We start from the raw sequence: 23,749 nt of genomic DNA on the forward strand, positions 1-23,749 counted from the left end.
CTATAACATTAATTTAAAAGTACTAAAAAACAACCCTGAGTTATAATTTTAAAGATATAGTACTGCCTAATAAAAACAATTTCATTTCCGGTCGTTGCAAAACTTATTTCTAATTGTCATTATTTGTTGGCTCTTACTAAGTTATAGTAATCCAAAGGCGTATTTCCTGTATATTTTTTAAAACTTCTGTAGAACGGATCATAAGAAGCAAAACCAACTTCTTTACTTAAATAATTAAGTGTGTTAGTTTGCAGATAATTATTTTTTATCAGGACAGTGGCGTGGTGTATTTTTATTATTTTTTTTAATTCTATGAAGGTAACAGTTGAATGGTATTTGAATATATAATTTAAATGGCTTTTAGGGATTTTTAATTTATTTGACAAATTTTTAATTTTTACATCTGACTGAATAAAAAAAACATCATTAAGAATCAGAGATTCAATTTCCTTAATATATTCAGGTAAGCTACTATCAATTTTCGCTTTCAAAACCTGATCCTGCAGGCTATTAGGGATATTTGTATTCGAAAGAATCCAAATCGAATTAAATTTTAAAGGAGTATCTCCCTCTTCGTTGATTTTATTTTTCAGATGTGTATATCCATAAAATATCTCAGGGCAGCATACTATTTTACAGCATACAATTAGTAGAGTGACACAACTTACCGGCTGGTATATCGAATCTGTTTCTGTAAGATCCTTGAACCAGTACAATATCAATGGCGCAAATGCCATTATGATGATTTCAAGATAAATAAATTTTGTCCATTTAGATATCCACGTATTTCTAAAATGATGATTATTATCTCCTTTTTTATCCAATATGTTTCTATATAAAAGCATCGAGCAGAGATAAACATACAGCAATACAAATACACCAAAAAAGTAGTATACAATATTATCATTAAAATAAAAATAGAAGGATTTATCCAAGGGGTAGCTTTTGAAAAGTACCACCAAAAAATACGTTAATGGAAAAATAGCATGAAGTAAAACACTATTGATGGTTACGTTACTTTCCTTACTAAACAATTTTCTAAAGTAGATATAAACTATCGGTAATATTAGTATTGAAATACTCGATTCAAAATAAAAATTAGTAAATATTGCTTTTTGAAAGAAAAGAAGATTTAGCCCCATCCCCAATTGGATCAAAGAAATCAACATCATAAATACAATAAAATAAATATTTATGGCTTGATTGGATTTATAATTTTTTAGTATAATGGATGAAACTGTAGTTCCAAATATTCCAGTAATAAATGAAAGAAGAATCAAATGGATTTCCACAAAAACGAGTAATTAGATGATGTGTAAATTTAAAAAAAATATACCTAAACGTAAATTTATAATTCGTTAATCTTTTAATAATTTAATGACTTTACTATTTAATTATTTTCTTAAAAAAGAGAAATAAAATACTGCAAATCAATCATTTATTTTGTGCTATCATTAATTTTTATTTTTTATCTTTAGGTTTTCAATTTTATCTTTTTAATTAAGCTTTTTTAATTTTACAAAACATGCTGAAAATTTGAAATGTTTAATTTAAACCAAAGTAGTTTATCACAGTGTTTTTTGATCATAATTTTAATAAATAGATTTGCTGCAAGTTGTTATAGACAATGATTTAAGTATTAATTTTTTAATTCATTTTAAGTAATATGGTTGGTATAAAAATTAAAGAAATTAGAGAACGAAATAAGTTAACCAGAGAATACGTTGCTATTCAAATGGAGATGTCGCTAAGTCAATACAGTAAAATTGAAACAGAAAACGTTGATTTAAAATTATCAAAACTTGATAAACTCGTAAAGATTATAGGAGCAAAAAAAAGTGAACTTTTTTCAGGCAGAACATAATAAAATTACTTTCTTTCTTTTTTATCTCTTCTGATAAAAAAAGAATATAAAACAATCTGACACCAGAATTAAGGATTATTAATTTGTTTTTACTTAACATTTTACTCCTGTTCAATTTACTATTCTCGTCTTCAATTTACTATTCTCGTCGCATATTCATTTTTTTAATCCTCAAAAAATAAAATCTTTCATTTTCTACGATCATGATCCTGTATGCTGTTTATTGTTTACAGGTATTGAATAATGAAAAGTAATATTGATGGATATTAGTCTAAAGGCATAGGATAATTACAAATATCTTCTTCGATATTAAGATCAAAAAAACAGAAAATATTTTTTGATCTAATTGTAAAAAGCACTTGTTTTTTTGGGCTTTCAAAAAAACATTTAAAAATTGATTTTAACGAAATTGAAACTTAAAATTATTGCAAAAGCGTTTAAAAAAATATGTTTTTCAGTTTCGTAAAAACGACGGAAAACATGAGTTGGCTAAAGGTCTAATACTTTCAATAAAAAAAGAAGATAATCAAAATAGATAACCTCCTTAAACTAGCAAAATCAAATATTTATAAACAAAAAAACCTCCGAAAATATTAAATACATTTTGGAGGTTTTGGTGAACTTAGAAGGAGTGAATTCAAACCTTTTATTTGAAGATTTAAAAATTTTAGCCGACTATTTTGAGGATATTTTGTGATGCAATGAAGTAAAACTAATCATTCGCTAAATGTAATAAAATATAACTGGTTAAACTTTCGATATGATTTTTCCTCTTATGCAAATATATTGATTTCCATTTTTAAAATGTCTCAAAAATAAAATTATCCATGGTAATTTAAGCAGAAATTCAATTTCATCGTGAAGTGAAAATGGTTATAAATAATATGGTAATTTTGTTGTTTTCAAAAACATTTAACATATATTCTTATTTTTTTAAATGGATCAACTAATCAGCTTTTTTGTTGCGGGTACAACTTTATTACTTGCATTTTTAATCTTTGCAAATATTAATCACTCCAACTGCAAGGCTAGTCGATGGTTTGGTTCTTTTATTTTGTGCATTTTCATTATTCAGTTTAATGACTTATTAGAAAAAACTCAGTTTTTAAAAACCAGAATGCTCATAAACGATTTTCTGGGGATAACGGATTTTATTATCGCTCCGGTTTTTTACTTTAGTATAATTTATTTCATTAGACCTAATAGAAAATGGCGCGTAAAAGATAATTTTCATTTTGCATTTGCTTTTCTAATGCTACTTTTAATTTTAATTTCACTCCTGATTGAGGTACCAGCCCCAACAACTGCTGATAGAAAAAATGCCGAAATTATTGTTATTGTTTTTGACTTATTTTTTTGTCTTCAGGTTATTTTATATTGTATTTCGTCTTATAAAGAAATTGTTGCATATCAAAAGCATCTGTTTCTGTATACTTCTAATACAGAAACAATCAACTTAAAATGGTTACAGAAAGTAGTCATTTGTATATTGATTGTAACTGGGCTTTGGTTGATTGACAACGTCTTTAAAATAGCAAAAAATAATTATCTATTTGATCATTTTGCCAGTCTGATTTATCTGGTCGGGATTTTTTTTATTGCTTATTTTTCTTTAAAGCAAAAAGATTTTATCCCGCTTAACAAACAAGAAAAAGAAGAAATCGACATCATTATAATTGAGGCTTCGAATTCAGAAGTAAGCCAGAAAAAACTAATCTCTGATGTGTATCTACAAGAAATGAAATCTTGTTTGATTCTGGTAATGGAAAACAAAAAGCCTTTTTTGGATCCTGAATTAAGCTTATTCAAATTAGCTTCTCAATTAAAGATTTCATCTCACATACTTTCTTACATCATTAATAAAGGTTTTAATGAAAATTTTTATCAATTTATAAATAGGTACCGCATCGAAGAGGCAAAAAAAATGATGCTGCATCCTGGCATGCAACATTTAAGTTTAATAGGAATTGCTTTTGAGGTTGGATTCAATTCTAAAACAGTTTTTAATACTACTTTTAAGAAAACAACCTATAAAACCCCATCTCAGTTTAAAAAAACAAATCTTGCTTTGGTACAAATTGTTTTATAATATTTGACTTTTTATGCAAATAGTAAATTTGCAGCCTGGAATTTGTTTGTAAATAGGTTCGGATTCATAAATCCGAACTTTCGGGTGCTCAGTAATATTGATATTTGTATCGAAGTTACAAAAGAAACTAAAATAATACTGATGATCTTAAAAAACGCACCCAAAAAATTAAATCTAAAAAAAGTCAATGCAATTAGAAAATTATTTTTCTTTATAACAGCTATTTCTTCTCTCAGTCTTACCTCCTGCTCTGATGACGATAAAAATCGCAATTCAGAATATACTGGTACTGAAGTAGAGTTAGGAACGCATAAATTAATAGCTTACTCAGTATCTAAAAGTTCAGAATACTTAGTTGTTTTTGAGTCTGGTCTCGGGAATGATCATACGTCCTGGTACAGTACCGGGAAATCCTCAGAGATTGTATCCATATCTAATACTTTAGATTCTGATGTTTTATTATACGATAGAGCCGGTTACGGAAAATCAGAATCTGGCACTAATACACCCAGAGACATCAATAAATTAAGAAGTGAGCTTGAAGTGGTTATTGATAAATTTGCAAACGGCAGAAAAGTACTCCTTGTAGGTCACTCATTGGGAGGATTGATCATTAGGGATTTTGCTGTAAAAAATCCAGAGAAAGTTGCTGGATTAGTATTTGTTGATGCTTCTCATGAAAAGTATAACCATTTTTCGCAGAGTCAGATAGACTCCCTATATAACGCTTTTAAGGCCGATTATGGCGCTAATTCAGGAATAGCATTAGAAACCCTGCAATTAATCGAGGATTTCAGATACATGAAAGGACTGCCTAATTTACCTGACGTTCCAGTTATTGCAATAAATAGTATGAAAATTGATGCTGAACATGATATGACCGATAGACAACTATGGTACGATGCACAGGAATCGCTTAAGGCCGGAGTGACTGATTTCACGCATATAACAACAATAAAGTCAGGACATTTTATCCAGCTTGATGAACCTGAACTGGTCTTAGCTAAGATCAAACTATTGTTGTCAAAACTACCTTGAAAAGTTAGAATTCATTAAAACTGAGGAATCTGTCATGCAGCAGTTTTCAGTAAAATCCAGCAACATTTTTGTAACAGCCTTTACAAAGGTTCTGTCGCATCTATGCTCCGTTTTATCTTTAGTTTTTCAAAACTAATAAAAATAAATACTAAAGTTCATTGTTATCCAAAATGCGTAATTCTTCAGGCAGTGTATTTTACCATAATAAAGGTTGAATTATGGTCTTCATGTGCAAACTACGTGCAAACATTTTATAAAAAAGATGATAAAGGACAATTTCATTTTTCGGGAATTGCAGAAAACAAAAAAGCCACTCGATTTGAATGGCTTTTCGTGAACGCAGAAGGATTCGAACCTTCGACCGCCTGCTTAGAAGGCAGGTGCTCTATCCAGCTGAGCTATGCGTCCTTATTCTTTACTTAACTTTCTGGATTTATACTTGAAAATCAAAATCTTAAATCCAGCTAATATATACCACTAAGCCATCTTAATAAAACAAAAAAGCCACTCGATTGAATGGCTTTTTATGTGAACGCAGAAGGATTCGAACCTTCGACCGCCTGCTTAGAAGGCAGGTGCTCTATCCAGCTGAGCTATGCGTCCATTTGTTTTAAAACTTTATGGCAAAGTTTCTGTCGGGGTGGCAGGATTCGAACCTGCGGCCTCCTGCTCCCAAAGCAGGCGCGATAACCGGGCTACGCTACACCCCGAAGGCAAAAATTAAGCGGAGAGACAGGGACTCGAACCCTGGCGACGGTTACCCGTCGACAGATTAGCAATCTGCTCCATTACCGCTCTGGCACCTCTCCAAGCTCAAGAAACGTGTTCTGTTTTGCGGTTGCAAATGTAAGACAACATTCCATATCTCACAACTATTTCTGTGCTTTTTTTAAACTTTTTTCAATCTTTTTTTTAAACCACTTCACAATCAAACAAATAGAATTAACAAAAAAATGATATTAAATTTAAAATCCAATGAAACTGATACATATTCATACAAAATTTGAATTTATTTAAATAAAGAGTAAATTTGCTTGATTAACTAATATTAACAGAAAATGAACAAAAGAGTTGTTATCGTTTCTGCCGTTAGAACACCTATCGGAAGTTTCATGGGAGGTTTATCTACCGTACCCGCACCAAAATTAGGTGCCGCCGCTATAAAAGGCGCACTTCAAAAAATTAACCTGGACCCAAAATTAGTTGATGAAGTTTTTATGGGCAACGTTGTTCAGGCAGGAGTTGGACAAGCTCCAGCACGTCAGGCCGCGCTTTTCGCAGGTTTGTCTGAAGAAGTTGCTGCTACAACTGTAAACAAAGTTTGTGCTTCCGGAATGAAAGCTGTAATGTTCGCTGCTCAGGCTATTGCTTGTGGTGATGCTGAAATTGTAGTTGCCGGAGGAATGGAAAACATGAGCTTGATTCCGCACTACGTACAGATGCGTAACGGAACTAAATTTGGCCCGGCAACTATGCTTGACGGAATGCAAAAAGATGGTTTGACAGATGCTTACGATAACAACGCAATGGGAGTTTGCGCTGATTTATGTGCATCTGAATACAACATCAGCCGTGAGGACCAAGACAATTTTGCTATTCAATCCTACGAAAGAAGTGCAAAAGCCTGGGATGCCGGAAAATTCGACAACGAAATTGTTCCTGTCGAAGTACCACAAAGACGCGGTGAACCAATTATCGTTTCTAAAGATGAGGAATACACTAATGTAAAATTGGATAAAATTCCTTCATTAGCTGCTGTTTTCACCAAAGACGGAACAGTTACTGCTGCAAATGCTTCTACAATCAACGACGGAGCTGCTGCTTTAGTTTTAATGTCTGAAGAAAAAGCAATCTCATTAGGATTAAAACCTTTAGCGTACATCAAAGGTTATGCAGACGCTGCTCAGGAACCAAAATGGTTTACAACAAGCCCGGCAAAAGCATTACCAAAAGCCTTAAACAAAGCCGGAATCGCCATTGGAGATGTTGATTATTTCGAATTCAACGAAGCTTTCGCAGTGGTTGGATTAGCCAATTCAAAAATCCTTGATCTGGATAACGATAAAGTAAACGTAAATGGCGGTGCTGTTTCACTAGGACATCCTTTAGGTTGTTCAGGAGCCAGAATCATCGTAACTTTACTAAATGTTTTAGAACAAAACAATGCTAAAACCGGAGCTGCTGCAATTTGCAATGGCGGTGGTGGAGCATCTGCAATTGTTATCGAAAGAGCTTAAATAATAATACAATAGATTGGGAGTTATTTAAAATAGTAACTCCCAATTTTCAACTTATAAATTACCCTAAATGTTCGGAATTTGCAATCTAGCCATAGTACCCGTTCGATCTGAACCAAGTGACAGAAGTGAAATCGTTACACAACTTTTGTTTGGCGAGCACATCGAAATTTTAGAACGTCAAAATCAATGGGCCCGAATAAAAATTCAGTTTGATGACTATGAAGGCTGGGTAGATTCGAAACAATATCAGGTAATTTCTGAAGCCAATTACAATCAGTTAAGCAAAGAAGCAATTATCTTAAATGCTGATTTGATTGATTATATCAGTGCGCCGGATAATTTATTATTACCAATTCCGCTTGGCGCATCATTATCTTTTTTAAATAATAGCGAAATTAATACTTCAAACTTTGATTTCGAAGGAACAAAAACCAGTGGTGTAAAACCCAAAAGCGCTTTAATAAATACAGCTTTTATGTATCTGAACGCTCCCTATTTATGGGGAGGTAAAACACCTTTCGGAATCGATTGTTCCGGTTTCACGCAAATGGTTTACAAACTAAACGGCTATAAAATTCATCGCGATGCCTCACAGCAAGCACTTGAAGGAGAACCTTTAAGTTTTATCGAAGAAAGCGAAGCTGGAGATTTAGCTTTTTTTGACAATGACGAAGGAAACATCATTCATGTCGGAATCATTATGGACAACAATTACATCATTCACGCAAGTGGAAAAGTTCGTATTGACCGTTTAGACCATTTAGGAATTTACAATCCGGAATTGAACAAACATACCCACAAGCTTCGTGTCATAAAAAAAATCATCTAATATTTCTAATATCCGTAAAATAGTATGTCATTAAAAATCTCATTATCTAAAAAAGAATTTAAAATTAATGACATTGCTGTCGAATTTCCTGTTGAAATAGCGGTTTTAAAAACAATTTTAGGCGAAGCAAGATTAAAAAAGAGTGAGCATAACCAAATTTATACTTGGGACAATCATGGTTTAATTGCATTTTCTAAAGAGGGAAAAAATGCAGAAAATTTATTATTGGATCTAAATTATGGAACTTATGATTTCTGCTCAAAACAGTCTTTTTCAGGAGAATTTATTTTTGAAGATCAAAATCTTTTTGAATTTTACACAACCAATAAAAAACAACTTGTAAAACTTTTTAAGGGTGATGACAGCGGTGCCTTTATTCTTAACGGAATCAGCGTTTGGTTTAATAAAGATGATGATAAAATAACAGCAATCGACATAGCTGCTTACCAGGAAAAGATTAAAAAGCCCAGCCTGCCTATTGATGAAAAATTTAAACAATTCGAATCCTTATGGCAAGAATGGATTACCGAAATCAATAAAATTATTGAATCAGACAATCGTTATTACAATCTCGCAGACGGGATTTCTGCAGAAAATTTAGAAGAACATTCTGAATTAGAAGAAGAAATCAAAATACCGCCGGCTCTTCAAAATTTTTATAAAGTTCAAAACGTAGAATACGATGCCGTAACTTCTGCTTTTCAGTTTTTGATCAACAATTGGACTTACGATCTTATTCCGTTTGAAGACATCAAAGACGAATGGAACTCTATACAAGATTTACAATTTGACGAAGACGATCTTCCGGAACTGGAAATAGATTTTGATAAAATAAAAACCAATAACTACGCAAACCCAAAATGGATTCCGTTTGCAACAGGAAGAAATGGCGATTATTTAATCTATGATACAGACCCTGCCGAAAAAGGAAAATTCGGCCAAATCATAGAACTTCAAAACGAATCCTGGGAACGAAATATAGTAGCTGAATCATTAGAAGAACTTCTAAAAAACGAAATCAACAATCTGAAAACCGGCAAAACAGAACATTTCGATTTTATAACCGGCAAAGAAAATCAAGATTAAATCCGTTCAAATCTAAAACAAAAAAATCCGCGATAATCCGTGTTTTCGCTTGCGAATCCACATCATCGCGTGCCAATATTTACGCGCTAATTCGAATCGTTTTCCTAAATTCCGAAGGACTATTCCCTCTTTGCTTTTTAAAGAATTTATTAAAGTGGCTTTCATCCGTAAAACCAAATTCATAAGCAATTTCATTAATCCGTTTATCACTGAATTGCAAACGATGTTCGATCAGTTTGGTTTTGTAATTGCTAATATATTGTTGCATTGTTTCATCAGCATGTTTTTTAAAATAACGTCCTAAATAAGTATTCGAAATTCCGAAATATTCGCTTAATGACTCTGCTTTTATTTTCTCCGGATAATAAATATTATTCTGAATATATTGCAGGATATCCATCGCTTTCCCTTCAGTTCCCACATTCACCTGTTCCGGTAAATACTTTGCAATATTTCTCGCTACAATAATAATAAGTGTGTTCACCAATTGCTGAATCAATTCCTGATTGTAAACATCTTTATCCTGATGTTCACGACAAATCGCCTCAACCATCACTTTTACCAAACATTTATCAGCCTGATTCTTCAAAATACAGCCCGGCTGATGATTCGCATTCTGCAAAATATATTCTAAACGCTGAATGTTTTCATTTTGTAAACTGGAGTTCTTCAAATAAATATCATTAAATCTCAAAAAGAAAAACTTTGTTTTCGTCTCGATAGTAAAATTATGACAATCTTCAGGCGTCAGTAAAAACATATGTCCCGCATCATATTCAAAAATATTTTTGTTGATGCACTGCGAACCTGTTCCTTCCAAAATATAAACCAATTCGAAGAAATTATGTCGATCCCCAACATCCGGATATTCATCCAGAGTTTCAAAGGAAACGGTAAACGGCTCGTATAGATTTTCTTTTTTCATGAGATGTAAATTATTTGAAGTTGCAAATTTACATAAAAAAGACAAATATATACAAGTTAACACTCTTAAAAATGGTATAATTTTGCCAAGTGAAATTTAAGATTTAAAAATACAACATTATGGAATATAGAAAATTAGGCAATACCGAACTTGAATTATCAACTATTACATACGGCGCATTTGCCATTGGCGGAAATATGTGGGGCGGAAACGAAAAAGCAGATTCAATCGCTTCCATTCAGGCTTCAATCGACCATGGCGTGACCACAATCGACACCGCTCCTTTTTACGGATTTGGTTTAAGCGAGGAAATGATTGGCGAAGCTATAAAATCTCACGATCGTTCAAAAGTTCAGTTATTAACCAAATTTGGTTTGGTTTGGGACGGAAGCAATAACGGAAAAGGCGATTTCTTCTTCGATGCCGATGACAACGGAAAGAAAATCCCGGTTTACAAATACGCTTCAAAAGCAAATGTTATTAAAGAAGTCGAAGAAAGCTTAAAACGTCTTCAAACCGATTATATCGATTTATTGCAAATTCACTGGCCAGATTCTACAACGCCAATTCAGGAAACGATAGAAGCGCTTGAAACTTTGATTCAACAAGGAAAAATCAGAGCGGCGGGAGTTAGTAATTATAGTGCTTCGCAAATTCAGGAAGCGCAAAAAACAATTCAATTAGCATCAAACCAGGTACCGTTTAGCATGCTGAATCGTAAAATCGAAACCGATTTGATTCCGCTAACAATCGCAGAAAACATCGGAATAATTGCTTACAGCCCAATGGAAAGAGGTTTATTAACCGGGAAATATTTCACAGACAGCAAACTAAAAGACAACGATCACAGAAATGGGTATTTCGGACAGTTTGATCTTCAAAAAGTAAAAACTTTAGTTGAAGAATTGAGTTCATTAGCAAACGCAAAACACATTTCGATCTCACAATTGGTTTTACGCTGGACAACTTTACAAAAAGGAATCACAATCGTTTTAGCCGGAGCAAGAAATGCAGAACAAGCAATTTCAAACGCAAAAGCAATGGATTTCGATTTATCAGTTTCAGAATTAGATTTCATCAATCAGGCAATTTCAAAAGTAAAATAAATATTTAAACACATAGAAACATAGCCAATAGGAATGTATAAAGGCGTTTCACTTAGCCTAAAAACACATAGCTATGTGATAGGAAAGTCTGCTTTTAGCTTTGTCAAAGTTTAAAACTTTGACAAAGCCAGACCTAGCTATGTGTGAGAAACTAGTTTCTTTCCACATCCTTTTTTACCCAAAGAAATATATGTCTCTATGTGTTTAAAATTATACGCAACAATAAAAACAATTTTGGTGTGACCCCGCAGAAAAAGCGGGGTCGGGCTATCCACAATATCTTTTGTTTTTTAAAGAAAAAAACAAAAGGATATTTGCTCCTATCCCTCACACTCACGAATTCATAAGAAGATTTAAAGACATGAAAAAAATATTTATCATCAACGGAAGTCAAAATTTCGCTCATTCAGGCGGAAAATTCAACCAAACCGTTACCGACTGGACAATCGAATACTTAACAAACAGCAAGCAATTCGAAATAAAAACAACTGATATCAAACAAGATTTTGATCTTGATGAAGAAGTCGAAAAATTCGTTTGGGCTGATATTGTAGTGTACCACACGCCAGTTTGGTGGTTTCAGTTACCAAACCTTTTCAAAAAATACATTGACGACGTTTTCACAGCAGGACACAACAAAGGAATTTACAGAAGCGACGGAAGAACCAGAACAAATCCGGACATTAATTACGGAACGGGCGGACAATTACACGGTCGCAAATACATGCTAACAACAAGTTGGAATGCCCCTGCAACCGCTTTTACACTTCCGGGAGAATTCTTCGAAGAAACATCAGTAGACGACGGAGCTATGTTTGGTTTCCATAAAATGAATAAATTTGTAGGTATGGAAAAATTAGAAAGTTTCCATTTCCACGACGTTGAAAAAGGTGCCACTGCCGAAAACATTGACATCTTTAAGGAAAATTACACAAAGCATTTAGAAAAAACGCTTAACCTTTAACTTCTAACATTTAACATCTCACAATCATGATCTCTATTACCGCAATTATCAAAAGTAAACAAGAAAACATCGAACAAGTTCGCAACATGATTCATCATTTGGTTACCGAAACCAGAAAAGAAGCTGCCTGTGTACGCTACGACCTTCATACCACCGAAAATGTTTTTATCATTTGGGAAGAATGGAAAGATCAGGCTGGTCTTGATTTCCACAACAATCAATCGTATTTACAGGATTTTATCAAGCAAAGTGAAGGTCTGGTCGCCTCTCCTATTCAGGTATATAAAACAACACAATCATTGTAAAAAGTTACAATAATTAGGCATCAATAAATTAACTTGCTTCTTATTTAATTAGTGAAACATGAGTAAATATCATCTTGCCGAAATTAATATTGCCAAAATGAAAGGAGTCAGCATAAACGATCCAATCATGAAAGAATTTGTAGATAATTTAGACATCGTCAACAAGTTAGCCGAAAACAGCGAAGGTTTTGTATGGAGATTGAAAGATGACAGTTATAACGCCACAAACTTAAACCCATACAATGATGAGCAAATCATTGTGAACGTTTCGGTTTGGGAAAACATTGAAACTTTAGAACATTATATGTACAAAACATTTCACAGCGAGTTTTTAAGACGTCGTAAAGAATGGTTTCAAAAATTTGGAAAAGCAGCTACAGCAATGTGGTGGATTCCAAAGGGGCATATTCCAACACTACAAGAAGCCGTAGAAAAATTAGATTACCTACAACAAAATGGTCCTTCACAATTGGTTTTTGATTTTAAAAATAAGTTTTCTGAGCCAGAATTAGAAAATAAAGTATAAAATATTTTTTGCCACGAATTTCACGAATTTTCACTAATTAATTTTTTCTCATGCGATAAAGCAAAGCTTTATTTCAAAATAAAAAATTCGTGAAAATTCGTGAAATTCGTGGCTAAACTTTTTTTTACTTTATTCCCCCAAAAGCACCAAAACACATATTCTTGTGTAAAATTTCAACATTGGTAAAGCCAACTTTTTTCATCAAATCCAATTGATAATTCATTGACCTTGGTGTATCTTCTTTTTCTACATAATCCAATACTTTCTGACGGTATTCTGCGCCTCCAATTCCCTCTAAATAATCGCCATAACGTTGCCACGTATATTCATTTAATAATTCAGTATCCTGCGTTATCAAATCTGAAATCATAAAACATCCACCCGGTTTTAATAATTTGAATATTTTGGTAAAAGTTGTTTCCCAATCCTGATCATCTCTTAAATGATGCAAAACCGCTCCGGCCAAAATAATATCAAAATGGTTCTCCGGTAATTCAACTTCGCGGATATCGCCATGCTTTACTTCTACTTTACCGTTGGTTGCTGAAGAAACTCTTTCGAATGCTCGATCCAACATTGGCAAACTCAAATCAACCAAAGTACTATTCAAATTGGGCAACTTAGACAACATTTTCAACGTATAATTCCCGGCACCACAGCCGATATCCAAAACGTGTACAGCATTCGGAGCAATTCTTTTAGACGCTTCCGTAATTAATTCTAAAGAAATAGTAGCGTCAATTGTGGCCACTTGCCCCGTTTCTAAATTTGAAAATCGTTCGACATCATTGTCAAAACGCTCTCTAATCTCTTCAATAGTTGATTTTTTCATAGTTCTTGTTTTTTGTTTTTTTTGCCACAGATTAAAGGATTAAAAAGATTTTTTTTTAAGTTGCGGAAAATTTGTTTGCCACGAATTACACCAATTTCCACGAATTAATTTATCTTTTTGAATTTGTGGAAATTGGTGTAATTCGTGGCTAAAGAAAAATCATGCTAATCAATGTAATCTGTGGCAAAACTTTTTTTCTCAAAACTACCACTTTGATATATACTTCAAAAATACTTATTTTGTCAATTATTAATACTTAATAGGTATTTATGGAACTACGTCACTTGAAATATTTTTTGGCTGTAGCCGAAGAATTAAACTTTACCAAAGCCTCAGAAAAACTATTTATTTCCCAGCCTCCATTGAGCCGGCAGATTTTGGAATTGGAAGAAGAGCTTCATGCGCGCTTATTTAACCGAAATAATAAAAAAGTCGAATTAACCGAAGCTGGAAAATATTTTGAAAAAGAAGTAAGAGAGCTGTTTCAAAATTTGGAACGCATTACAATTAAAACAAAAAAGATTGCTGCAAATGTTTCCGGCGAATTTAGAATCGCGTATATCAGTTCGATTTATTCGTCCGTTATTTCAGATTTGATCAAACATTTGAAAGAAAAATTTCCTTATGTGAATTTCAAATTATTTGAAGTTTCCACAACCAAACAAATTTCCGCTTTAGAACAAGGAAAAATCGAGTTGGGAATTATTCGGTCTCCTATACAATCTCCTAAAATAAAAGCGCAATTATGGTTTAAAGATGGATTTTCAGTAGTTTATAATAAGAATTTAATTCAAATTAAATCTGAAGAAGAGATTCCGAAACTAAAAGACGAAACTTTTGTGTTTTTTAATAAAGATTACGCACCACATTATCATGACATTTTATTAGAGCTTTGTGCTTTTTACGGCTTTGAACCGCAAGTTGTTCACGAATCCAACAACATCAATTCGATTGTTCAGTTAGTTAAAAATGGTTTGGGAATTTCGATTGTTCCCTCCAACATTGCGAAGAATAATCCGGATGCCGAAATTGGTTTTATTGAACTGAAAAAAGTCAATTTATTTACGGATGTTTCGTTAATTACTTCAAAAGAAGATGATTCTGAGATTACGAAAACTGCCGTGGAGTTTTTATTGAAAAAAGAATAGCCACGAATTCACGAATTTCTTTTTTTTGTTTGCGCATAGATTTTAAAAAATAAAAATTCGTGAATTCGTGGCTAAAAAAACGTTACAATTTATCACAACTTGTTTTGCATTAAAAGAGAACTTTTAAATACCTTAGCAAATTATAATTCTCGTTAAAAAATCAATAAAAATGGCTGAGCAATCTTCAATTATATGCCCAAATTGCGGGACACCAATCGATGTAAATGATGTATTAAAACATCAGTTGGAAGATAGTATCCGTAAAGAATTTCAACAAAAAGCCAATGCTCAATCCAGAGAATTGGAACTTAAAAATGAACAATTCGAAAAAGCCAAAGCCGACTTTGAAGCTAAAAAGAAACAGGAAAATGAACTTTTCGCTGAACGCCTAGAACGCGAAAAAAAGACAGCCGAAAAAGAAATCACCGAAAAGCTAAAAACCAAACTCGAAGAAGAAAACAAAGATCGTTTGACCTTAATGGAAAAAGAACTTTCTGAGAAATCAGAGAAACTTCGAGAATTGAATAAAATGACAGGCGAAATTGCGAAACTCCAACGTGAAAAACTGGAAATGAAAGAAGCCATCGAAGCCGAGGCTCAAAAACAATTGAATGCTACTTTGGTTCTGGAACGCGATAAAATCCGTAAACAGGAAGAAGAAAAAAACGAATTAAAAATAAAAGAATACCAAAAACAATCTGACGATCAGAAAAAGTTAATCGAAGAAATGAAACGCAAGCAGGAACAAGGTTCTATGCAGTTACAAGGCGAAGTAATGGAATTAGCGATCGAAGAATGGCTGGCGAATAATTTTCCGTTAGATAGTATTGATGAAATTAAAAAAGGTGCCAATGGTGCTGATTGCCTTCAGATTGTAAACACACGCGAACTGCAAAATTGCGGTTCTATTTATTACGAAAGCAAGCGTACCAAAGCTTTTCAGCCATCCTGGATTGAGAAATTCAAAAATGATATTCGAACTAAAAGAGCCAATATCGGTGTTTTAGTAACCGAAGTCATGCCAGCCGGAATGGACCGAATGGGAATGCGCGACGGCATCTGGATTTGTACTTATGAAGAGTTTAAAGGTTTAAGCGCGGTTCTGCGACAATCTTTGATTCAGGTAAGTCAGGCGGTTCAGGCGCAGGAAAACAAAGGCGATAAAATGTCGATGTTGTATGACTTTTTAACGAGCAACGAATTCCATTTGCAGATTGAAGGAATCGTAGAAGGTTTTACACAAATGCAAAGTGATTTGGATTCTGAAAAAAGAGCGATGCAAAGAATCTGGAAACAACGTGAAAAACAAATCGAGAAAGTCGTTCATAATACTTTAGGAATGTACGGCTCGATTCGTGGTATTGCAGGAAATGCGGTGCAAACAGTAAGAGCTTTAGAACTTGATTTTATTGAAGAAGAAAAAGAGGATCCTAAGGAATTATTTGAATAATTTTTTTTTTAATTCCAATAATTTAATACCAAATACCAATTTCTCACAAGTTTGTCATTCCTAGTTCCTAGGAATGACAAACTATTCGAAAACATCGAAGTTCAATCAATCCACCTTTCTAAATACTAACAATTTTCCTGACGGATTCGAAAGTGTCAATCTGTTATCTCCAATAGAATAAGTAGTTGTACTTTGCAGCGCTTTTATAAATTGATCCTCCTTATTTCCTTGTGCACAAGCCATCCTAGTTGCAACTACTTTAGAAAATCGCAGAAGATCTTTTTCATAAAAAATACTCCCGCTAATTGCATTACAACCTCCGTAACCCATAAATTTATTTTCTGAAGAATTTATTTCAATCCTTGGCAATTCTTTTTGATAATCAGTTGCAAAAACTTTGAAACCGTTTAGTTCTTCCAAAACCCAAATATCATGAAGGCGATAGTCAGTGTTATAATTCCCGCATCCGCTCAATTTTGTATCAGTAAGCTCGGTGTTATTTTTAATTTCAACTGAAACTTTATAAGGAGAAATTACTCCCGACATCGAATTTTGACATTCTAATTGCTGAATCGTGATTGTCGCACTTGCTGTTTCATTACTTACTTTATACATTTTTATATTAGCATCCATTGCCTTTATGACTTCGGTTGCAGGAAAAGCAAGTTTTTCCTTTCCCGAAATTAAGGATGTAAACTCAATATTCTCATTGCCCATTTTTATTCCCCAAAAAGGTTCATTCCCGGTTCCCGTAAAGTAATATTTCATTTGATCTTCCTGACTTCCGTATTCAGAACTAGTGTTTTGTGCATCTGAAGTTTTGCCCGCTGTAGATTTACAACCTAATATCAATGATAATAATAGCAAAAGTGTAAGTAATTTTTTCATAGAATTTATGTTAAGAATATTCCATTTAAATAAAATACATATAAAATTCTTATGAATTTACGACATTTTTTCGAAATCCTTATTTAGAATCTTTTCAAATTTATAATAGTTATAACTTTTCTAATTCAATCAAAACCCGCATTACGTAAAAGATTACGATAAAATACGTAAACAACAATCGTTATCAATTCAAAAAAAAATAATTATTTACGTATTTTCATAAGTATAAATACTTATATTTGCGTAGTAATACTTAATTAAAGAAATCATGATAAGAGTAATAGTAGTTGGAAACGGCATGGTTGGTTATAAATTTTGTGAAAAATTCATTGCAAAATCAGGACATGAAAAGTATCAGATAACCGTTTTTGGTGAAGAACCAAGGCGAGCCTACGACCGCGTTCACTTAAGTGAATACTTTGGAGGAAAAACTGCAGACGATTTATCACTTTCTACAACCGAATGGTACGTAGAAAACAATATTACACTCAACACATCTGAATTAATTACAGATATTAATCGTAACGATAAAACGGTACATACTCATTTAGAGAAAACTCATACATACGACTACTTAGTTCTGGCAACAGGATCATCAGCTTTTGTTCCTCCTATTGACGGAGTCGAAAAAGAAGGCGTTTTTGTCTACAGAACCATCGAAGATCTTGATGCAATTATGGCTTACGCCAAAAAGATAAAACAAAAAGGTGCAACAGAAGCAGCAGTTTTAGGCGGTGGTTTATTAGGTCTTGAAGCAGCAAAAGCTGTTAGGGATTTAGGACTTAATCCGCAAGTGGTAGAATTTGCTCCGCGTTTAATGCCAAGACAATTAGACAAAGGTGCAAGCGATATGCTGCAGTCAAAAATAGAAGAATTAAATATTGGCATTCACCTAAACAAAGCCACGCAATATATCGACGGTGCAGCGTGTATAACGGGAATGATGTTTGCAGATAACGAATTGTTAAAGGTTGACATGTTGGTTATTTCTGCCGGAATTAAACCTCGTGATGAACTGGCTCGGGTTTCAGGACTTGAAGTGGGTTTAAGAGGTGGTGTTGTGGTAAACAATCAGATGCAGACATCAGATCCTTCTATTTATGCGATTGGCGAAGTAGCCCTTTACAATCAAAACATTTACGGACTTGTTGCTCCTGGTTACGAAATGGCCGATGTAGCAGCTGAACAAATCTTAAATGGTTCCAAAACTATGAGAGAAACCATCGATATGTCGACACAATTGAAATTAATTGGTGTTGAAGTAGCGAGTTTTGGTGATCCATTTGTCGAAAATAATGATGTAACCGCTATTATCTATGAAAACAAATTAAGCGGAATTTATAAAAGAATCAATGTTACCAAAGATTCTAAAACCTTATTAGGAGGAATTCTGGTGGGTGATTCCAGCGATTACAACTCTCTTTTCCAGATTTTCAGCAACGCTATGGCCTTACCAAAAAATCCCGAAGATCTTATTTTAGGTTCAAGAGACGGTTCTGAAGGTTCTAGTTTAGGAAGCGTTTTAGACTTACCCGATACTGCTGTAATTTGTTCTTGCGAAAATGTAACAAAAGGCGCAATTTGCTGTTCACTTTTAGATGAGACCTGCGCCAGTTTTTCAGATGTTGTCAAACATACCAAAGCAACTTCTGGCTGTGGAGGCTGTAAACCAATGGTCTCAGATCTGGTAAAAGCTACTCAAAAATCTCTTGGCAAAGAAGTAAAAGATGTTATTTGCGAGCATTTTAGCTACAACCGTCAGGAATTATATGATTTGGTAAAAATCAATAAATACGAGAATTTCTATGAAGTAATAGATCATCACGGAAAAGGCGACGGCTGTGAAGTTTGTAAACCAGTTGTAGCTTCAATTTTTTCTAGTATTTATAATGATACTGCTAATAAACATGTAACAACTCAAGATACCAACGATAGATTTTTGGCGAATATTCAACGCAACGGAACGTATTCTGTTGTACCAAGAGTTGCCGGTGGGGAAATTACGGCCGAGAAATTAATCGTAATTGGTGAAGTGGCAAAACAATTCGATTTATATACAAAAATTACTGGCGCACAACGTGTTGACTTATTTGGAGCACATTTGAGTGATTTGCCAAAAATATGGAAAATCCTAATTGACAATGGTTTTGAAAGTGGTCACGCTTACGGAAAATCACTTCGCGCTGTAAAAAGCTGCGTTGGAAATGCGTGGTGCCGTTACGGAATGGACGACAGCGCCGGATTTGCAATCGAACTGGAAAACAGATACAAAGGAATTCGTTCTCCGCATAAATTAAAAGGAGGAGTTTCGGCCTGCATTCGCGAATGTGCCGAAGCCCGAGGAAAAGATTTTGGACTAATTGCTGTTGAAGGCGGATGGAATTTATATATCGCAGGAAACGGTGGCGCCAACCCAAAACACGCTGTTCTGTTAGCCGAAAAGATAGACAAAGAAACCGTTATCAAATATCTAGATCGTTTTTTAATGTATTACATCCGCACGGCTGGACCGCTTATCAGAACTGCAACTTGGTTGGATAAATTAGACGGAGGTTTAGAATACCTAAAAGAAGTCATTATCGAAGACAGTTTAGGAATCTGTGAAACTCTTGAAGCCGAAATGCAGACTCTTGTAAACACCTTCGAATGCGAATGGAAACAGGTACTTGAAAAACCAAGATTGTTAAAACGTTTCAATCACTTTGTAAACTCGGAAGAAAAAGATGACAATGTTGTTTTTGTTCCGTTAAGAGATCAAAAAGCGCCAAAAGCATGGTTGTAACTTATAAAAAATAAACACATAGAAACATAGCTATTTGAAATGAATAAAGGCGTTTCACTTGCTTAAAAACACATAGCTTTCACAAATTTTTAATTTTTAATTCTCAATTTTTAATTAAAAAATTCAGCTCCAAAAAAAGAAAAAAAATATCACAAACGTTTGCTGTCCTCTTACCCTCTTTTTTACTGCGCCATCAAACTCTCTTGATTGTAAAAAGAGGGATAAGAAACAGGAACACAAAATTTACTGAAATGGAAGAAATCTTAAATCAATACGAAACAGTTCATCCAAACGATGCTACAATTTGGTTCAAAGCCGGAAAAGTAGAAGATTTCCCCACCAATCGTGGCGGCTGCATCAAATACAAAAACAAACAAATTGCCATTTTTAATTTCACGCGCCGCAACGAATGGTACGCTTGCCAAAATGCCTGTCCGCATAAAATGGAAATGGTTTTGGCCAGAGGAATGACGGGATCTACAGATGATATCCCTAAAATTGCCTGCCCAATGCACAAAAAAACTTTTTCATTAGTTGATGGTTCAAACCTAAACGGTGAAGATTTTAAAATTGCAACTTATCCCATTAAAGTCATTGAAGATGAGGTATTTGTTGGCTTTGTAGATTAACAATACTAGTTTTATTCACAATCTTGTCATTCCGACGGAGGAGGAATCCCCGCAAGTAGCTCCGCACAGAAGAACGCCAATCTTTGTAGAGCTACTCGCGGGGATTCCTCCTCCGTCGGAATGACAAAAACAGACGAAAATATTCTTATGAAAATGATTGCCCTAGCCCCGATAGTAGTGGAAATCCTTTTGTGGCGGGGTTCGCCACAAAAGGATTTCCACTACTATCGGGATTAGCTCCTGAAAAAAATTAAGCCTTAAAAGTTAATTTACGTATATTTGAAATTCTATTATCAGACCAAAAAAATGACTACACCTTTTCAAAAAGCAAGCGAATGGATTGATGCTGAAAATGCTCAGGATCCTAATATCGAAATCGATCAAAATACTGAATACCCAAAGGAATTATTGTATTCGAACAGAATGTACGAAAGACTGTTGCAGTTTGAACCTGAAGCTTCAGAACAAATTCAGATTGCCTCAAAAGCACAACATATTTGCCGATGGAAAGTTGCTCGCGAATCTTACCCGATGGATCGTGTGGGCTATTTGAGATGGAGAGAAGACCTTAAAAAATTTCACGCCAAAACTACAGCCGATATCTTAGAAAAGGCCGGATACAATCAGGACTTTATCGATCGTGTTTCTTTTTTAATCGAAAAGAAATTATTAAAAAAAGATGCCGAAACCCAATTGCTGGAAGACATCATTTGTCTGGTGTTTTTAGAGTATTATTTAGATCCTTTCGTACATAAACACGACGATGAAAAACTAAAAAACATCATTAAAAAAACCTGGGATAAAATGTCTGACAAAGGACATCAGGAAGCCTTAAAAATCAATTATTCCGAAGAAAATCTTAATTTAATAAAAGCCTCTTTAGGATTGTAATCTGAGATATGGAACAAGTTTAAAACGAATTCCATTTTAAGGTAAAAGACAAATATTCACTTCGAATGAAAAAAAGCAATCAGGAAGCTGCAGATAAAATTAATTTCAAAAATTTACGCCGCTGGTATTTTTTTGCACTCTGGACTATTGCCGTAACCGTCATTCTAAGTCAGATTTTGGTTCAGTACAATTTAAAACAACAACTAAGCGATTCTAAAATCATCAATATTTCGGGAAAGCAAAGAATGCTGAGTCAGAAAATTGTCAAAGAAGTCTTGATTTTACATTATGTTTCAGATACCATTTCACAAAAACAAATTTCGCATTTAAAAGAGGTCCTCGAACTCTGGAAAACAACTCAAAATGCGCTTGAAAACGGTAATGACAGTTTGGCTTTCCCAAAAGAAAAAAGCGAAACCCTCAATAAATTATATACCGAAATCAATCCGGTTTTCAGCACTATTAGTCAGTCAACCAATTCTTTTCTTTTAAATTTAAAACAAAAAAGCAATTTAGCCCAAAACCAAAAACTGGTTCAGACCATACTAAAAAACGAAGGCGTTTTCCTTTCAAAAATGAATCAGATTGTAAGTCAGTACGATCTTGAAGCACACGAAAAAGTAACAGAACAACGCAAAATAGAATATTGGATTTTCGCCTTTACGCTTTTCGTTTTACTAATGGAGTTTTTCTTTATTTTTAAGCCAACCAATAAAAAAATAGAAAAACTGATTGCCAGACTTTTATCTTCTCAAAAGAAAGCTTTAAAGCTCGCTTATGACACTGAAATTATTAGCGAAATAAAGGAAAATTCGGTAAAAGAATTAAAATCTCTTAATTACGCAATGGAAAATACGCTGCTGTATTGCCGTATTGCACCAGATGGCTCGATCATTCATATAGGAGAAAAATTTGCCAAACTTTTAAACTATACGAGATTTTCATCCAACAAAAAATTCTCTGAAGTGCTAACAACCGATGAGAAGGAACAACTGAATATTGACCGAATTATCTTTGAGAAACACAGAAGCGGCTGGCAGGGCGAAATTAAAATCATCAATAAAGAATCCCAGACATTTTGGCTCGACTTATCGATGGTTCCGGTAACAATCAAAAAAGAAGAATCAGAACTTTTAATTATTTGTTTCAATATCACCGAGCGTAAAAAAGCACAACGGGAAGTCGAACGTCTTAACATCGAAAACAGCACCGAAAAAATCAATCAGCAAAAGATTATTTCGAGTAAAATCGTCGAAAATCAGGAAAACGAACAAAACCGAATCGCAAAAGAAATTCACGACGGAATTGGCCAAATGCTTACCGGTTTAAAGTTTAGTCTCGAAAGTATCAATCTGGAAGACAAAGAAAAATCAGCTCAAAAAATCGAATATTTAAAAAAACTATCACTCGATATTATAAAAGGCGTTCGCACCGCAACTTTCAATCTAATGCCTCCGGAACTCAGCGATCACGGCATCGTTTCCTCTCTGGCAAAACTTACGCAGGAACTTTCGAAACTAACCGGAAAAGAAATTCTGTTTTACAACAAAACCGAATTTAATCAGCGTTTAGATTCTTTGATCGAAATCAATATTTATCGCCTAACGCAGGAAGCCATTAATAATGCCATAAAATACGCCGAATCATCACACATAATTGTACAGCTTTCGCACAGTAATACTTTGCTAAGCATTATTGTAGACGACAACGGAAAAGGTTTTGATATTCACGCCGTAGACAAAAAGCGCAATAGCGAATCCGGAATGGGATTATTGTTTATGAAAGAGCGAATTCAATACGTAAATGGCCGTGTATTTATTAATTCTATTCCCGGCGAAGGAACAAGAATTACTTTTAATATTCCGATTTAAAATAAATTCCAAATATTTTAAATTCCAATTCTCACACAAGCTTGTCAGGCTGAGCGAAGTCGAAGCCCCGCAAAGTAAATCTATCAAATAATAATAATAATTTGGGCGAGACAGGCAATTGCTTTCATAAGATCTTATCGTTACTCAGAAATTACCAGAAATGATAAAGCTCACGTAAAAACTTTGTCAAAGTTCAACCCAAGACCATCGTCAAATAGCAACATCTAAATTATAATGTAATTCATTTTTTAATGATATTTTAATGTTGGCTTTAATATTAGAATTT

The 23,749-nt window shown here is 33.9% G+C and carries 20 protein-coding genes and 4 tRNA genes; 16 read left to right on the forward strand and 8 right to left on the reverse strand.

The genetic code is table 11. The features are described from left to right. Window positions 1–119: 119 nt before the first annotated feature. Complete coding sequence (locus FLP_RS25275) at window positions 120–935, reverse strand: helix-turn-helix domain-containing protein (protein ID WP_165606685.1); 816 nt, start codon at window positions 933–935, stop codon at window positions 120–122. Window positions 936–1,666: 731 nt separating this feature from the next. Here FLP_RS25275 and FLP_RS25925 point away from each other — a divergent pair. The 3 genes from FLP_RS25925 (at window position 1,667) to FLP_RS15325 (ending at window position 4,991) form a co-directional block, all read left to right on the forward strand. Continuing rightward, entirely contained in the window at window positions 1,667–1,864 is a 198-nt protein-coding gene (locus FLP_RS25925; RefSeq protein WP_065450401.1) for a helix-turn-helix domain-containing protein, read from the forward strand. Between the two features lie 937 nt (window positions 1,865–2,801). After that, entirely contained in the window at window positions 2,802–3,953 is a 1,152-nt protein-coding gene (locus tag FLP_RS15320) for a helix-turn-helix domain-containing protein (protein ID WP_065450402.1), read from the forward strand. Between the two features lie 141 nt (window positions 3,954–4,094). Beyond that, window positions 4,095–4,991, forward strand: coding sequence for an alpha/beta fold hydrolase (locus FLP_RS15325; RefSeq protein ID WP_065450652.1), 897 nt, complete (start codon window positions 4,095–4,097; stop codon window positions 4,989–4,991). Window positions 4,992–5,325: 334 nt separating this feature from the next. On the opposite strand, the gene FLP_RS15330 is transcribed toward FLP_RS15325, so the two are convergent. The 4 genes from FLP_RS15330 to FLP_RS15345 all read right to left on the reverse strand — a co-directional run bounded on the left by FLP_RS15330 (window position 5,326) and on the right by FLP_RS15345 (window position 5,800). Continuing rightward, window positions 5,326–5,399, reverse strand: a tRNA-Arg gene (locus tag FLP_RS15330). A gap of 121 nt (window positions 5,400–5,520) precedes the next feature. Beyond that, window positions 5,521–5,594 (reverse strand) — tRNA-Arg (locus FLP_RS15335). 32 nt (window positions 5,595–5,626) lie between these two features. Continuing rightward, window positions 5,627–5,701: transfer RNA gene (locus FLP_RS15340), tRNA-Pro, on the reverse strand. Between the two features lie 15 nt (window positions 5,702–5,716). Further along, window positions 5,717–5,800 (reverse strand) — tRNA-Ser (locus FLP_RS15345). Between the two features lie 249 nt (window positions 5,801–6,049). Here FLP_RS15345 and FLP_RS15350 point away from each other — a divergent pair. The 3 genes from FLP_RS15350 to FLP_RS15360 all read left to right on the forward strand — a co-directional run bounded on the left by FLP_RS15350 (window position 6,050) and on the right by FLP_RS15360 (window position 9,146). Continuing rightward, window positions 6,050–7,228 carry an acetyl-CoA C-acyltransferase gene (locus tag FLP_RS15350; RefSeq protein WP_065450403.1) on the forward strand — a complete coding sequence of 393 codons (1,179 nt, stop codon included), beginning with the start codon at window positions 6,050–6,052 and terminating at the stop codon, window positions 7,226–7,228. A 70-nt stretch (window positions 7,229–7,298) separates the two neighbouring features. After that, a complete protein-coding gene (locus FLP_RS15355; RefSeq protein WP_065450404.1) occupies window positions 7,299–8,060 on the forward strand; it encodes a C40 family peptidase in 762 nt (253 codons plus the stop codon). A gap of 24 nt (window positions 8,061–8,084) precedes the next feature. After that, window positions 8,085–9,146, forward strand: coding sequence for an SMI1/KNR4 family protein (locus FLP_RS15360; RefSeq protein WP_065450405.1), 1,062 nt, complete (start codon window positions 8,085–8,087; stop codon window positions 9,144–9,146). Window positions 9,147–9,225: 79 nt separating this feature from the next. Here the strand turns inward: FLP_RS15360 and FLP_RS15365 are convergent, their stop codons facing one another. Further along, entirely contained in the window at window positions 9,226–10,071 is an 846-nt protein-coding gene (locus tag FLP_RS15365) for an AraC family transcriptional regulator (RefSeq protein WP_065450406.1), read from the reverse strand. A gap of 119 nt (window positions 10,072–10,190) precedes the next feature. Between FLP_RS15365 and FLP_RS15370 the strand changes: the two genes are divergently transcribed. The 4 genes from FLP_RS15370 (at window position 10,191) to FLP_RS15385 (ending at window position 12,972) form a co-directional block, all read left to right on the forward strand. After that, a complete protein-coding gene (locus FLP_RS15370; RefSeq protein ID WP_065450407.1) occupies window positions 10,191–11,177 on the forward strand; it encodes an aldo/keto reductase in 987 nt (328 codons plus the stop codon). 361 nt (window positions 11,178–11,538) lie between these two features. Then, complete coding sequence (locus FLP_RS15375) at window positions 11,539–12,141, forward strand: NAD(P)H-dependent oxidoreductase (protein WP_065450408.1); 603 nt, start codon at window positions 11,539–11,541, stop codon at window positions 12,139–12,141. 26 nt (window positions 12,142–12,167) lie between these two features. After that, window positions 12,168–12,446 (forward strand): putative quinol monooxygenase, encoded by a 279-nt coding sequence (locus FLP_RS15380; RefSeq protein ID WP_065450409.1) that lies wholly within the window; start codon window positions 12,168–12,170, stop codon window positions 12,444–12,446. A 58-nt stretch (window positions 12,447–12,504) separates the two neighbouring features. Then, a complete protein-coding gene (locus FLP_RS15385) occupies window positions 12,505–12,972 on the forward strand; it encodes a DUF3291 domain-containing protein (RefSeq protein WP_065450410.1) in 468 nt (155 codons plus the stop codon). A 124-nt stretch (window positions 12,973–13,096) separates the two neighbouring features. Here FLP_RS15385 and FLP_RS15390 read toward each other — a convergent pair whose 3' ends face one another. After that, on the reverse strand, window positions 13,097–13,804 hold the full coding sequence (locus FLP_RS15390) for a class I SAM-dependent methyltransferase (RefSeq protein ID WP_065450411.1): 708 nt from the start codon (window positions 13,802–13,804) through the stop codon (window positions 13,097–13,099). Window positions 13,805–14,073: 269 nt separating this feature from the next. Here FLP_RS15390 and FLP_RS15395 point away from each other — a divergent pair, with 269 nt between their 5' ends. Both FLP_RS15395 and FLP_RS15400 read left to right on the forward strand, forming a co-directional pair. After that, on the forward strand, window positions 14,074–14,952 hold the full coding sequence (locus FLP_RS15395; protein ID WP_065450412.1) for a LysR family transcriptional regulator: 879 nt from the start codon (window positions 14,074–14,076) through the stop codon (window positions 14,950–14,952). Between the two features lie 169 nt (window positions 14,953–15,121). Continuing rightward, window positions 15,122–16,402 (forward strand): DUF2130 domain-containing protein, encoded by a 1,281-nt coding sequence (locus FLP_RS15400; RefSeq protein WP_065450413.1) that lies wholly within the window; start codon window positions 15,122–15,124, stop codon window positions 16,400–16,402. 105 nt (window positions 16,403–16,507) lie between these two features. Here the strand turns inward: FLP_RS15400 and FLP_RS15405 are convergent, their stop codons facing one another. Next, window positions 16,508–17,290 carry an META domain-containing protein gene (locus FLP_RS15405; protein WP_065450414.1) on the reverse strand — a complete coding sequence of 261 codons (783 nt, stop codon included), beginning with the start codon at window positions 17,288–17,290 and terminating at the stop codon, window positions 16,508–16,510. Window positions 17,291–17,558: 268 nt separating this feature from the next. Here FLP_RS15405 and nirB point away from each other — a divergent pair, with 268 nt between their 5' ends. From nirB to FLP_RS15425, 4 genes are all read left to right on the forward strand, one after another. Continuing rightward, window positions 17,559–20,072: a nitrite reductase large subunit NirB gene (gene nirB, locus FLP_RS15410; RefSeq protein ID WP_065450415.1), complete on the forward strand. Its 2,514-nt coding sequence runs from the start codon at window positions 17,559–17,561 to the stop codon at window positions 20,070–20,072. A gap of 251 nt (window positions 20,073–20,323) precedes the next feature. After that, window positions 20,324–20,701 (forward strand): nitrite reductase small subunit NirD, encoded by a 378-nt coding sequence (nirD, locus tag FLP_RS15415; RefSeq protein WP_065450653.1) that lies wholly within the window; start codon window positions 20,324–20,326, stop codon window positions 20,699–20,701. Window positions 20,702–21,007: 306 nt separating this feature from the next. Continuing rightward, window positions 21,008–21,592 (forward strand): DUF4202 domain-containing protein, encoded by a 585-nt coding sequence (locus FLP_RS15420; RefSeq protein ID WP_065450416.1) that lies wholly within the window; start codon window positions 21,008–21,010, stop codon window positions 21,590–21,592. 65 nt (window positions 21,593–21,657) lie between these two features. After that, the gene (locus FLP_RS15425) at window positions 21,658–23,463 is read left to right on the forward strand and encodes a sensor histidine kinase (protein ID WP_065450417.1); all 1,806 of its coding nucleotides are present in this window, start codon (window positions 21,658–21,660) and stop codon (window positions 23,461–23,463) included. Window positions 23,464–23,749: the final 286 nt, after the last annotated feature.

This window comes from Flavobacterium piscis, from assembly GCF_001686925.1.
GTDB lineage: Bacteria > Bacteroidota > Bacteroidia > Flavobacteriales > Flavobacteriaceae > Flavobacterium > Flavobacterium piscis.